The 12,978-nt window shown below is 70.1% G+C and carries 9 protein-coding genes and 2 pseudogenes; 5 read left to right on the top strand and 6 right to left on the bottom strand.

The features are described from left to right. Window positions 1-776: 776 nt before the first annotated feature. The 4 genes and pseudogenes from AMK22_RS33815 to AMK22_RS41535 form a co-directional block, all read right to left on the bottom strand. Window positions 777-1,211: a hypothetical protein gene (locus AMK22_RS33815; RefSeq protein WP_073791255.1), complete on the bottom strand. Its 435-nt coding sequence runs from the start codon at window positions 1,209-1,211 to the stop codon at window positions 777-779. A 13-nt stretch (window positions 1,212-1,224) separates the two neighbouring features. After that, window positions 1,225-1,503, bottom strand: a complete 279-nt coding sequence (locus AMK22_RS33820) for a hypothetical protein (RefSeq protein WP_073791256.1) — start codon at window positions 1,501-1,503, stop codon at window positions 1,225-1,227. A gap of 120 nt (window positions 1,504-1,623) precedes the next feature. Next, a pseudogene (locus AMK22_RS33825) lies at window positions 1,624-2,565 on the bottom strand (erythromycin esterase family protein); the annotation flags it as partial. A gap of 42 nt (window positions 2,566-2,607) precedes the next feature. Next, window positions 2,608-2,815, bottom strand: a pseudogene (locus AMK22_RS41535) (DDE-type integrase/transposase/recombinase); the annotation flags it as partial. A 175-nt stretch (window positions 2,816-2,990) separates the two neighbouring features. Between AMK22_RS41535 and AMK22_RS33830 the strand changes: the two are divergent. The 3 genes from AMK22_RS33830 to AMK22_RS33840 are packed head-to-tail and all read left to right on the top strand — an operon-like array spanning window position 2,991 to window position 6,613. Then, window positions 2,991-4,286: a glutamine synthetase family protein gene (locus AMK22_RS33830; protein ID WP_073791258.1), complete on the top strand. Its 1,296-nt coding sequence runs from the start codon at window positions 2,991-2,993 to the stop codon at window positions 4,284-4,286. Continuing rightward, window positions 4,276-5,415 (top strand): amidohydrolase family protein, encoded by a 1,140-nt coding sequence (locus tag AMK22_RS33835; protein ID WP_073791259.1) that lies wholly within the window; start codon window positions 4,276-4,278, stop codon window positions 5,413-5,415. The genes AMK22_RS33830 and AMK22_RS33835 overlap by 11 nt, the downstream gene beginning before the upstream one ends. Continuing rightward, window positions 5,408-6,613 carry a M20 metallopeptidase family protein gene (locus tag AMK22_RS33840; RefSeq protein ID WP_073791261.1) on the top strand — a complete coding sequence of 402 codons (1,206 nt, stop codon included), beginning with the start codon at window positions 5,408-5,410 and terminating at the stop codon, window positions 6,611-6,613. The genes AMK22_RS33835 and AMK22_RS33840 overlap by 8 nt, the downstream gene beginning before the upstream one ends. Window positions 6,614-6,737: 124 nt before the next feature. Here the strand turns inward: AMK22_RS33840 and AMK22_RS33845 are convergent, their stop codons facing one another. Together AMK22_RS33845 and rocD are read right to left on the bottom strand one after the other, a co-directional pair. Next, window positions 6,738-7,595, bottom strand: coding sequence for a MurR/RpiR family transcriptional regulator (locus AMK22_RS33845; RefSeq protein ID WP_079186554.1), 858 nt, complete (start codon window positions 7,593-7,595; stop codon window positions 6,738-6,740). A gap of 189 nt (window positions 7,596-7,784) precedes the next feature. Continuing rightward, complete coding sequence (gene rocD, locus AMK22_RS33850; protein ID WP_073791262.1) at window positions 7,785-8,990, bottom strand: ornithine--oxo-acid transaminase; 1,206 nt, start codon at window positions 8,988-8,990, stop codon at window positions 7,785-7,787. Window positions 8,991-9,669: 679 nt separating this feature from the next. Here rocD and AMK22_RS33855 point away from each other — a divergent pair. After that, window positions 9,670-11,016, top strand: coding sequence for a M20 family metallopeptidase (locus tag AMK22_RS33855; RefSeq protein WP_079186555.1), 1,347 nt, complete (start codon window positions 9,670-9,672; stop codon window positions 11,014-11,016). Window positions 11,017-11,221: 205 nt separating this feature from the next. Continuing rightward, window positions 11,222-12,625 carry a purine-cytosine permease family protein gene (locus AMK22_RS33860; RefSeq protein ID WP_158072116.1) on the top strand — a complete coding sequence of 468 codons (1,404 nt, stop codon included), beginning with the start codon at window positions 11,222-11,224 and terminating at the stop codon, window positions 12,623-12,625. Window positions 12,626-12,978: the final 353 nt, after the last annotated feature.

Genomic DNA, 12,978 nt, shown 5'->3' on the forward strand with positions numbered 1-12,978 from the left:
AGGACCCGGGCCCGGCCTCCGGCCGGACGACGGCGGTGCGGGGAGCAGGACCTAGTGCCGTGACCGGCAAGGTTTGCCCGGAAGGAGCGGCGTCCGGTGCGTGCGATCGCAAGGCGGCCGAAAGCCTTCGTAGCGGGCTACGTGGGCTTTCGGCCAACGCCGCGAGCGTGCGTGCCGGGCGGTGCGACGGGGCAAACCTTGCCGGGAGCGGCACTAGCTACGCAGCTGACATGCAAAGAAACAGTCGCTACCACGGGGCTGTAGGAGGCGTTGATCTGCGGTCCTTCCCAGCGGCTCAGCTCAGCGACCGTGGCTGCCCTTCGCTTGCTGGTCACTACGTAAACGGCTACCGAGCGCCCAAAGCTCGCAGGCCGACCAGAGAGACAGCGACTCAGCCTGCACGGCACCCCGCAGCCGTACGGGAGGAAGAAGCCCTCAGAACTTGCTTTCAATCCGTCCTTTCCGTCCACGTGGGGATGCCCATCAGATGAAGAGGGTGGGACTGTCAGACGTGAGCGCTAGCGTGCGCGGATATGGCTGACATCTTTGAACTCATGCTCACGCTGGACCTGCGCGACGAATTGTCAGAGGAGGAGCTCGCGCGACGTTCCGGCGTGTTGTGTCCCCCAGGGGGACAGCTCTCCCCCTGTTCGCGACGCCGGACCGCTCGCGGAACGCCGTCGCGAATGTCAGCCTGGCTGACGTTTCGCGCCAAAACTGTCGGCCTGGCGGGTCCGTCTCGGCCTCCAGGCGCTCGATGTGCTTGCGGGGCACTTTCAGGTGTCCTTCCCGGGCGTGGAACGGGCGGGCGGCAGCGAGGTTCGCGGCCCACTTCGCGTCCTGCCCCCGCGGCACCGGCCGTCGCACCTCCTCAGCCGGTGCGAGCCCGAGGTGTTCTCCAGCAGCCACTGCTGCGCGGCCACGAGCTGCCGTGCCGCTGCGCGGTCACCCACCGGCGAGGTCCTCGCCCTGAACGGCCGCCGCCCCGCGATCACCGGGGGAGCGCCGCCAGCCTGGACGTGGTTGTGGACGAGGCGGTAGCAGCGCTGCCAGGCGGTGTCCCAGGCCGGGCAGCACCTCGGATCGATCGCGTCGAGCTCGTCCTGCCGTGCCTGGGGCATCGCCCCGGCCGCCGACGGGACGGCGCTACCCGCCGCGCGGACTTCCTCGTTCTCCCGCGCCCGCCGCGCCGCGGCCCGGGTGTTCTTCACCCACTGTCCCGTCTCAAGTGATCTGGCTCCGGGGCGAGCTTGTGACCTGCGGCGACCAGTTCAGCTGAGACGTGGCGATACCGGGAGGCTCAGGTGGTCTGGTCTCGGTCGGATGGACGCTGGGTGTTGTCCCAGCTGATCTGGTTCGGCTCCACTCGCCGCTGATGCGGTCCGAGGCGACCTGGATCAGCGTGTTGCCGCGCGGCTCGGCACGGCCGCGCGCCTCCTTGTCGTAGGTGAAGTGCACCGTCCGGCGCTGGAAGTCGGCCACGGTGGTGTTGTCCAGCTTCATGGGCCGCTACTCGTCCGCTGCCCGGACGGCGGCGTCACGTGCAGCCGGTGCGCTGTCGCTGGTCGGGGCGGCCGGGGGCCCGACCCGGTGGTCGGCAGCCGCCCGGTTCTGGCTGGGGCGCTACAGCTTGCTTGCTTCCCGAACGGTGTGGAGGTGGATCAGGACGTCGTAGGCCCGGCCGATGGCGATCTCGGGCGTGTTGTCGTTCGGGTACTGCGTGCCGAAGCTGTATGTCGAGCGCGGGATGCCCAGCCAGCTGCGGGCGGCGACAGGGGCCTTGCGCAGGTCGGCGTAGTAGTCGCGGTACCGGACCTGGTCGAGCGTGTACTCGTTCGTGCCGGGACCGGCCGGGCCGACGGTGAACTTCTTCCACTCGCCGCCGAGCGCTTGGTCCTTGGAGAGGAAGGAGCCCCGCTCGAAAGTGGTGCCGACGGCCACGTAGTCCGCGCCCAGGATGTCGTGGAGGAACGAGCCCTGGGTCTTCGGGTAGGTCGTGGGATCGGAGGCCGCGTAGCCTGCGTGGTCGTTGTGGGCCGACAGCAGGATCCTGCCGCCGGTGCGCCGCTGCCACCATGCCGTGGTCTCGGCCATCACCTGGTCGCGGTAGCGCTGCATGGCGGTCAACGATCCCTGGTCGCCGGGGTTGACGCTCAGGAAGGTGTAGGTCTGGGCGATGTTGCGTGCGTTCTGCAGAACGAACTCGACGTCCTCGCCGCCCCCGGACCTCTGACGTTGCACAAGGTCCAGCACTTGCTGTGCCTTGGCCGCATTCTGCTGCCGCTCCGCGAGCGGCCGCTCCAGGTAGGCGATGGCGTCGTCGAGCGGGCGCAGACCGGTGAGGAGCTCGTTCAGGCGCGGCATCGACTCCGGATGGGTCCGCCGGACGTAGTCGGTGACGCTGTCGAAGACCCGCTCGTCGAGCCTGGGCGCGCTGATGTCGTCGCCCAGGAAGTGGACCGGGCGGTCGGGGTGTTGGCGGTTGTGGTCGCGCATCCACTGGACGAGGGCCGCGAACTCCTTACGGTCCCAGGGAGATCCGGCCATCACCTCGTGCACGACCTGCCGCGCGTCGCGGTCACCGTCGCCGCGCTGGAGGTAGTCATCGAGGTGATCGGCGAGCTTGAACGACGTGTACTGGCTGTCGGCATCGGAGTGGTGGATCAGCTGCCCAGGGGTGTGCGGGCGTCCCTCGCGGTCGCGCTGCCACAGGGCCATCTCAGTGCATCCAGGACGAGTTGGGTCTCCTTGGAGGTGGAGGCCGACCAGCCGGCGATGTGCGCCGGGAGAAGGTGTCCACAATGAAGGCGACGTAGCCGACCCCGTGGGGGTTGCTGAAGCACGGCGCCGAACACGAATGAAACGAAGATTCCGTGTCTGGCACTCTTGACCATGCATGAAAGATTTGTAACTCTCAATGTCCCTGCGGCCCGCCCGCGCCCCCGCAGCACCCCGCGGCACGGAGACGCGGCCCGATCGAAGAGGTAGACATGAGTTCTTCATCCACGGTGTTCGTGGCGACCAACGACCTGTCCGGATTCACCCGCGGGCGTGCCGCGCCGGGCAACGCGGCCGACGGCGTGCTGCGCCGCGGTGTGGGATGGGTCCCGGCCGATCTCGCGGTGACGGCATTCGGGGAGATCGCGCCGAACCCGTTCGGCGCGACGGGCGACCTGAAGCTGCTGCCGGCCGAGTCCAGCGGCGTGGACATCCCCGCCCGTGGCGATGTGCCGGGGGTACGTCTGTATCTCGCCGACCAGGTGCTGCCGGACGGCACCCCGTGGGACAACTGCCCGCGCACGTTCGCCCGCAGGGCCCTCGACGACTTCCGGCGTGCCACCGGGCTGGAGGTGGTGGCCACCTTCGAGCACGAGTTCATGATCCCCGGACTCGACAGCGGCGCCCCGTTCTCCTTCACCCGGTTCCGGTCCGCCGAGCCGTTCGGCGGCGAACTGGTGGCGCTGCTGGACCGGATGGGACTCGAACCGGAGACGTGGCTGCCGGAGTTCGGCACCGATCAGTTCGAGATCACCCTGCGCCCGGCCGACGGCCTGACCGCCGCGGACCGCGCGGTCGTCCTGCGGGAAGTGGTCCGCGACCTGGCGTCCCGGCACGGACACCGAGCCACGTTCGCGCCGCTGCTGGATCCCGACGGCAGCGGCAACGGCGTGCACGTCCACCTCTCCCTGCGCGACGCGGCGACCGGGCGCCCGGCCCTCTTCGACGCGTCCCGTCCCGGCGGGCTCTCCGAGCTGGGCGGGCGGTTCAGCGCGGGGATCCTCCGGCACGCCCGGGCGCTGCTCTCGTTCACGGCGGGCAGCCCCAGTTCGTATCTGCGGCTGGCGCCCGAGCGCTGGAGCTCCGCCGGGGTCTTCCTGGCCGAGCGCAACCGGGAGGCTCTGCTGCGGATCTGCCCGACGAGCAGTTTGGGCGGTGGCGTCGCGGCCGACCAGTTCAACCTGGAGTACCGTGCCGCGGACGCGACCGCCAACCCGTGGCTGGTTCTCGGAGTACTGGTACGGGCCGGACTGCAGGGAGTGGAGGCGGACTACGCGCAGCCGCGGGTATGGCCCGAGGAGGCCGGGGAAGCGGACCTCGCGGATGTGCCCTCCCTGCCCCGCGGCCTCGCGGAGGCCCTCCTCGAACTCGACAAGGACGACGTGGTGTCCGGCTGGTTCTCCGACGAGCTGCTGGAGACCCACCGCTCGGTGAAGCGGTCGGAACTGGCCGCGGTCTCCGGTCTGGACGAGCGGGACGTGTGCGGGCGGGTCGCCGATGTCTACTGAGCTGCGCCGCCACATCGCCGACCTGCCGCTGGTCGACCACCACGTCCACGCCTCGCTCGCCTCGCCGGTGTCCCGCGGGCAGTTCGAGACGCTGATCACCGAGTCCGACCGCCCCCTCCCGGCCGAGGTCACCCAGTTCGACTCCCAGATCGGGTTCGCGATACGCCGCCACTGCGCACCGCTGCTCGGTCTGCCCCCGCACGCGTCGGCGGACACGTACTGGGCCGCGCGGTCCGAGCGCACCCCGGAGCAGTTGTCGGACCTCTTCCTCGCCGCGGCCGGCGTCTCCGACTGGTTGTTGGACACCGGTTTCAAGAGCGATGAGCTGCTGTCGCCCGGCACGCTCGCCGAGCGCCTGCCCTCCCGGTTCTCCGAGATCGTGCGCTTGGAGACCGTTCTCGAGGACGTCGCTCCGAGGAGCAGCGCCGCGAGCCTCGCCGACGACTTCCGGACGGCGCTCGCCGAGGCCACTGCATCGGCGGTCGGTCTGAAGTCGATCATCGCCTACCGCTACGGCTTCGACTTCGCTCCCGCCCGCCCCTCAGTCCAGGAGGTGGAACGGGCGGCCGGTGCCTGGCTGCGCGATCTGGCGGCGGGTGCCCCCGTCCGCGTGAGCGACCCGGTGCTGCTGCGCATGGCCCTGTGGACGGGCGTGGACACCGGTCTGCCCCTGCAACTGCATGCCGGGTACGGCGACCCCGACCTGGATCTGCGACGGTGCGACCCGCTGCTGCTGATGCCCTGGCTCAAGGAGATCGAGGGCGCCGGAACGGATGTCGTGCTGCTGCACTGCTACCCGTTCCACCGCAACGCGGGGTTCCTCGCCCAGGTGTTTCCCCACGTCTACTTCGACGTCGGTCTCGCGGTGAACTACACCGGTGCCGCGTCCACCTCCGTCGTCGCCGAGAGTCTCGAACTGGCCCCCTTCACCAAGGTGCTGTACTCCTCCGACGCCTGGGGGCCGCCCGAACTCCATCACCTGGGCGCCGTGCTCTGGCGGCGCGGCATGTCCCGGGCGCTCGGCGACTGGGTGGAGGAGGGCGAGTGGGCCGAGGCCGACGCCGCCCGCGTCGCCACGATGATCGGACGTACCAACGCACAGCGTCTCTACGGACTGCCCTATGCCTGACCCGACCACGTACGAAGCCCTGTGGTCCGCCCTGGGCCGGCACCTCCCCGCGGCGCTCGACCTCAGACGCCGACTGCACCGCGAGCCCGACCTGTCCGGTGACGAGGCATCGACCCGGGACATGGTGCTGGCCGCGCTGCCGGGTGCCGGTGCGGCGGTGAAGGCGGCCGAGACCGGTGCCGTGCTGCGCATCGGTGGGCCGGGACCGGCGATCGGTGTGCGCGGGGAGATGGACGCGCTGCCCGTCACCGAGGACACCGATGTCGCATGGGCATCGGCCCGGCCGGGTGTCATGCACGCGTGCGGTCATGACGCCCACCTCGCCGCGCTCGTAGCCGTGGCGGGAGCGCTGGCCGAGACCGGGCCTCCGGTCCCCCTGCTCGCCGTGCTGCAGCCGCGCGAGGAGACCTACCCGTCCGGGGCACGGGACATCGCCACCAGCGGCGTCCTGGACTCCGAGCAGTGCGCCGCGATGGTGGGCGTCCACGTCCAGCCCCTGCTCACCCCGGGCGAGGTGGCATGCACGCCGGGCGGCGTCAACGGTTCGTCCGACGAGTTCGAGATCGTCGTGCGGGGCAGATCCGGACACGCCGCCTATCCCCATCTGACGAACGACGCCCTGCTGGCGATGTCCGAGATCGTTGTCGCGCTCCAGAGCGTGGTGAGCCGGTCCGTCGACCCGATGGCTCCCGCCGTTGTGGGAGTGTCGTCGTTCTCGGCGGGCAACGCCGCGAACGTGATCGCCGGCACGGCGCGGGCGACCGGCACCGTCCGGGCGCTGGCCTCCTCGACCCGGGAACTGATTCACCGGCGGATCACGGAGGTCGCCGAATCCGTCGCACGCGCGCACGCCTGCACCGCGTCGGTGACCATCACCCACGGGGAACCCGTGCTCGACAACGACCCGGCTCTGGTGCGGAGTATTGCGCACGAACTGGACCGCCGGGGGCTTTCGGTCTCCCAGAACCTGCGCTCCCTGGGCTCGGACGACTTCTCGTACTTCTGCGAGCGCGTGCCCTCGGCCATGCTGTTCGTCGGCACGAAGACGTCCGAGCCGTTGCACTCCTCGCGCTTTTTGCCCGATGACGCGGACGTCCATGCCCTCGCCACGGCCTTGATGGCGGGATACCTCGGAACGGCTGCCGCCCTGGAGGACCACGCCGGTGCCCCCGGTGCCCCGGGAGCACCGGCCGGATAGCGGCCCACCAGTGCCACGGCCCCGGGGGCCGGCCGCCGCTGCTGCGCGGACCGGCCCCCGGGCCGTTCGCAGGGTCCGGAAACAGGGAGTGCACGGACCGGGACAGTGAATCCGGCCGTGCCGTTCAGGCGTGGTCGGTCGCCGTCTCGAACCGTTCCATGCGCTCCCTGCCCGCCGCGCCCACGGCGTCCGTCACCGCTGCCACCAGACTCTCGCTCAGGGCCATCGCGGCCACGAGGGAGTCGAACGGCGAGGCGGACTCCACACGTGCCGGGAGGACGACCTTGGCCAGCTTGGCGATGGGAGAGAGCCAGTTGTCCGTCATCAGGCACACGGTGGCGCCCCGGGCCGCCATCCCCTCGCTGAAACGGAGGCTGGACTCGCTGTAGCGGCGGTAGTCGAGGACGAGGAGGACCGTGTTGGCGTCGGCGTCGGCGAGTGCCCTGCGACGCTCCATCTCCTCCTGGCCGATCACGTCGACGTCCTCGCGCAGTTGCCACAGGTGGATGACCAGGTACTCGGCCAGCAGCCGGCTGAACCGGCCCCCGGCCACGCGCACGCTCCGGGCCGGGTCGCCGAGAAGCTTGACGAGGGTGGCGAACTCCGACTCCGGCAGCTCCGCGTACGTGGCCTCCAGCAACTGCGCGAAGGCCCGGTGCGTCTCCGGAAGCACCCCCTTCGCGGAGGCCGGCGCCTTCTCGGCGTACTGCTTCAACGGGGAGCCCAGTTCCCCGTTCAGCTCGTGGACCAGAGAACGCTGGAAAGCCGGGAATCCGGCGAAGCCGAGCCGGGTGACGAACCGGACCACCGTCGCCGAGCTCACACCGGCACCGGCGGCCAGGTCCGCGACGGTGGTGAGGCCGGCCGTGGGGTACTGGGCCAGCACCGCGCGGGCGACCTTGCGTTCGCCGTTGCTGAGTCCGTCCATGGCGGAGAGCAGCAGCTTCCGCACCGACGCGTAACCGCCCGGTATCGTCTCCATTTTTCAAGGCTACCAAGGCAGGGTGCGCTGAAACATTCGTTACATTCAGACCGTGCCGAGGCTGGGACGGCGCACGGGCCGCCCCACGGCGACCACTCATGTAATGGAGGCGGGCCCGCAGGGCGCGTTCTCATGCCCCGGGCCCGCGAGAAGACACCCCCCCACGCAGGAGGCCGGGCCGACGCGTCGTCAGCTCCGCGCCTCATCAAGAACACCGGCCAGGGCGTCCACGAGCACATCGATCTCGTCCTCGGTCGCCACCAGCGGAGGGGCGAACCGCACTGTCGAGCCGTGGGTGTCCTTGGCCAGTACGCCGCGCCGCATGAGGTCCTCGCACGCCTCGCGTCCGGTCATCAGCCCGGGGTCGATGTCGGCACCGGCCCACAGCCCCCTGACCCGCACGGCCAGCAGCCCGGCGCCGATCAGCTCCCGAAGGCGGGCGTCCAGCCGCTTGCCCAGGACGCGGGCGCGCTCCTGGTACTCGCCCGTCGACAGCATCGCGACCACTTCGTGGCCGATCGCGGCCGCCAGGGGATTCCCGCCGAATGTCGAGCCATGGGTGCCGGGGGTGATGACGCCGAGCACGTCGTCGTCGGCGGCCACGGCGGAGACCGGGTAGAGACCGCCGCCCAGGGCCTTGCCGAGGACATAGATGTCCGGGACGACGTCCTCGTGGTCGCAGGCGAAGGTGCGGCCGGTACGGGCCAGGCCGGACTGGATCTCGTCGGCCACCATCAGAACGTTGCGGCGCGTGCACAGCTCGCGCAGGTCCTTCAGGAATCCGGGTGGCGGGAGGACCACGCCGCCCTCGCCCTGCACGGGTTCGAAGAGGACCGCGACCACCGTGTCGTCGATCGCGTCGGCGACCGCCCGGACGTCGCCGTAGGGCACCCGCACGAACCCGGGCGTGAACGGCCCGTAGTGGTCGGTGGCGACCGGGTCGTCGGAGAAGCTGACGACCGTGGTCGTCCGCCCGTGGAAGTTGCCGCTCATCGTGATGACGGTGGCCCGGTCGGCCTCCACCCCCTTCACGACGTAGCCCCACTTGCGGCTCACCTTGATGGCCGTCTCGACCGCCTCGGCGCCGCTGTTCATCGGCAGGACCCGGTCCTTCCCGGTGAGCTGGGCGAGCGCCTCGGCGAACGGGCCGAGCTGGTCGTTGTAGAAGGCCCGGCTGGTCAGGGCGAGCCGGTCGAGCTGCTCATGGGCGCGCCGGAGCAGACGCGGCGGGCGGTGGCCGAAGTTCAGGGCGGAGTAGCCCGCGAGACAGTCGAGATAGCGGCGCCCGTCCACGTCGGTCACCCAGGCGCCGTCCCCGGAGGAGAGCACGACGGGCAGGGGGTGGTAGTTGCGCGCGGCGAAGTGCTCCGTCTGCTCGATATGCTCCCGCGCCATCCGTGAAGGGGCCGGCGCGCCCGTCCCCCTCGCGCTGTCCATGCTCCCGCGCCCCTCGTCGTTCTGGTTCATCCCGGCCTTCGCCTTCCCGGCCGCCTGATCACAAGCGGTCGAAATTGTGGATTCATGCAGTATGGTTGACACCTAACATGAAATATTCATTTCATTCAAGGGGTGAGGTGGCGCGGGAGGGATGTAGGGGGCAGGTGGCTGTGGCAATCGTCGGCGCCGAACCGGAACCGCCCGCTCCCGGCTCACGGTCCGCGTGCGGGCCGCCGTGCCGGCGTGCCGGAGAGCGGTACCGGGAACTCCGGTATCCAGTGGTCGGCGGGCACGCCGGCCGCGCAGGGGGCGGTCCGCCCCGACTGTGGCGCGGCCATGAATGGCGCGTCAACTCGCCCGACAGCAAGGCGTGTTGGGAAACGACGTGTGACCAGCGAGGCGCCCTCGGTCTTCACGTGCGGTCGGACGCGCACGGCCGCCCCCGGGCGATGCCGCCCGCAGGCCCGCGAACGACGCCGCGCCCAAGTCCCTCGATGGGCTGCGGATGTAACGTCTATTGCGAAATTGGCTATTGACACGTGAAACCTATCGCCTGTTTCATTCTGGCCAAGCGGCGAGGCCCGGCACCGAGACGGTCGCGGGCGCCGTACCTCCCGAGCGCGCCAATGGAGGCGTCATGAGCTCCCCCGAAGAAACTTCCCGGTTGAACCGCCTGATGTCCGTCATCGACGGACTGCATGACGAGATGACGGCGAGCCTGCAGGAGCTCGTTCGGATCCCGTCCGTGAGCCCGAAGTACCCCGGAGTCGAGTACAAGGACCATGTCGGCCGCGAAGGTGAGGCCACCGCGCTGCTCACCGACCTCTACCGTCGCGCCGGGGCATCCGTGGATGTCTTTGCCGTGGAGGAGGGACGCGACAACGCCGTCGGTCGGATCGCGGGCAAGGGCGAGGGCAACTCACTGATCTTCAACGGTCATGTGGACGTCGTCCCGGGCGGACATCCGGCCGAGTGGACCAAGGCGCCGCCGTTCTCCGGCGAAGTGATCGGTTCCCGGATGTACGGCCGCGGGACCACCGACCAGAAGTCCGGGCTCGTCGCACAGGCCTATGCCGCGATCGCCCTGCGCGAGGCCGGGATCGAACTCGGTGGAGAGCTGCAACTGCAGTGTGTGGTCGGCGAGGAGACCGGTGACCACGCCTGCGGGACGGGCGCGGTGGTCGAGCGCGGGTACGTCGCGGACGCCGCGGTCGTCTCGGAGCCGAGCGCGCCGCCCACACCGCTGTCGATCGTGGTCGCCAGCCCCGGACTGTTGTGGTTCTCGGTCACGGTCGAGGGCAAGAAGGTGCACGGCTCCATGCGGGGCGCCACCATCCACCCCACCCAGCCCGGCGACTCGATCGGTGTGAACGCCATCGACAAGGTCTTCCTCGTCTACCAGGCGCTGCGTGCGCTCGAGGACGAATGGGCCCACACCCAGCGCCACGACCTCTGGTACAACGGCCACTTCTCCTTGCTGCCCGGTGCCATGCGCGGCGGCCCCGGCGAACTGACCGTCCCGTTCGCCCTGTCCGACTCGGCCACCATCGAGTACGGGGTCATGTATCACCCCGAGCGCTCCGCCGAGGACGTGATGGCCGAGATCCAGGCCGTCATCGACCGTGCGGCGGACGCCGATCCGTGGCTCCGCAACCACCGCCCGCGCTGTGAGTGGAAGCTCAACTGGGACCCGTTCGTCACCTCGCCCGACGACACCATCAGTCAGGCCGTCGCCGGCGCGTACCGGACCGCGGCCCAGGGCACCGACTTCTCCGACCAGCCCTCCTACACCGGGCTCTACGGTGTGTGCGACGCGACCGTGTTCACTCGGACCGGTGTGCCGTCCGTCGTCTTCGGCCCCGGCGACCTGCGCGTCGCCCACGGCAACGACGAGTACGTCGACCTCGACGAGGTCTGGCTCGCGGCCCGCACCTACGCCGTCCTCGCCACCCGCTGGTGCGGCACCGCTTCCCCCGTGTCCTGACCCGGACAGGTCTCCTCCTCGCCCGGCGGCCGCGTCCCCGCCCGTGCGAGGCACCCCGATCATGCGCCCCGGAACACGTTCCGGGGCGCCGAGGCGAACCCCCGCCCGCGAGGCGTCGCTCGCCGCCCTCCGCCGTCCCCCGCCCCGGACCAGAGGCCCACTCATGACCACTGACGTTCCTCGCACACAAAGCTCCGAAGACAGCTTGCCGGAGGCCTACCGCCAGCCGAAGGGAGTGGAGCGGTACGGCGTCGAACCCGTACCGGACGAGCAGCGGACCGTGCGCTGGTACGACCTGTTCCAGATCATCTTCAACGTGATGCTCAACCCCGGCCTGATCCTCATCGGCGGACTCGCGGTGGTCTCGGGGCTCTCGTTCTGGGCCGCGGTCACCGCCCAGGTACTGGGCGTCCTCATCGCCTTCTCCGCCTACACCGTCATGGCCACCGTCGGCGTCGACTACGGCCTGCCCGGGATCGTGTCGACACGGGCGTTCCTCGGCATCGCGGCCTCCCGCTGGCTGGTCTCCCTACTGCGCGCCGTCAGCTCGGCCTTCTGGTTCGCCTTCCAGACCCTGGCCGGCGCCATGGGCATCCTGGCCGTACTCGAAGCGTGGCTGGGGGTGAAGCCGTCGCTCATCGGCGTCAGCCTCGTCTTCGCGGTACTCCAGGCATCCGTCGCCCTCTTCGGATACGGATCCCTCACGTGGCTGTCGAAGGTGGCCTTCCCGATCAAGCTCGTGATTCTCGGGTACCTCTTCTGGCTGCTCGCCAACCACCAGGCGCCGGGATTCGCGCCGAGCGAGGTGTTCTCCTACTCCGGTTCGGCCGGCTGGAAATGGGCTGTGTTCGCGGTATGGGTGAACGCCGTCGCGGCGGCATGGTTCAGCCAGGTGACGGACGCGGCCGACTACTGCCGCTACTCCAAGTCCCGTAAGGACATGTGGATCGGCACCATGGCCGCCGCGCTGCTCGGAACGACCGGATCCGCCTTCTTCGGCGCCTACGCCGCTGCCGCGAGCCTCGGCAGAACGGCGAACGCCTTCGAGGTGATCCCCGGCCTCGGCGTCGGCTCGGTCACGCTGATTCTCGTTCTGGTCGTGCTGGTCCTGGACAACTGGACGGTCAACGTGCTGAACGTCTACACGGGCGGCCTGGCGCTGGCGAACCTCGCCACCCGGCTGGGGCGCTTCTGGTCGACCCTGGTGGTCGCCGCCGCAGGAACGGCACTGGCCGCCTTCCCCGCGCTCATCGACGGGTTCAACGACTCCATGTCGGCGATGGGCAACGTCTTCGCCCCCCTCATCGGCGTGCTCCTGGCCGACTACCTCGTCATCAAGCGGGGCCGCATCGACGTGCCGGCCCTCTTCGACCCCCACGGGCCCTACCGCTACACCGGCGGCGTGAACGTCCTCGCCCTCGCCTGGTCGGCACTCGGCTCCATCGCCTTCTTCGCCCTGCCCGAAACGGTGCTGCCGATCCCCTTGGTGGCGCTCGCCAGCGGAGTCGGTTACGCCCTCACGGCCAGGGTGCTCTCGGCACGGCGGGACGGGACCACGCCCCGCGTGGACGCGCCCGGCGAGCTCGGGCTGCCGACGGGCAGCGCCTGACCGCGTATATCGAGCCGGAGGGCCTCGTGCCGCGCCGCTCGGTGGTGGACGGGAACCCGGTGGCGAAGTCCCGGATCGTGGCGAACCGCCACACCCTTGCCGCCGGCGCCGCCGAGGGGACGAGGCGCGGATCGACGACGGCCGGGCCGCCCCCCGTTACCTAATGGGGAGCGAAGCCAGCGGATCGCTACCCGTTACCCGGTCCAACGAGACCTCGAAAAAGAGCGCGGCCGCTGGCTTCTCCTCGGTGGTGATCAGCCGACGCCCGGTAAGTCATGGGTCTGCCCCTGGAGCCCTGAGTGTGTGGGTACGAGCCGGTTCCGGGCGTCAGTCGACCGCCGCCGAGCACACGA

The sequence above is a fragment of the Streptomyces sp. CB01580 genome (assembly GCF_001905795.1).
Taxonomy (GTDB): domain Bacteria; phylum Actinomycetota; class Actinomycetes; order Streptomycetales; family Streptomycetaceae; genus Streptomyces.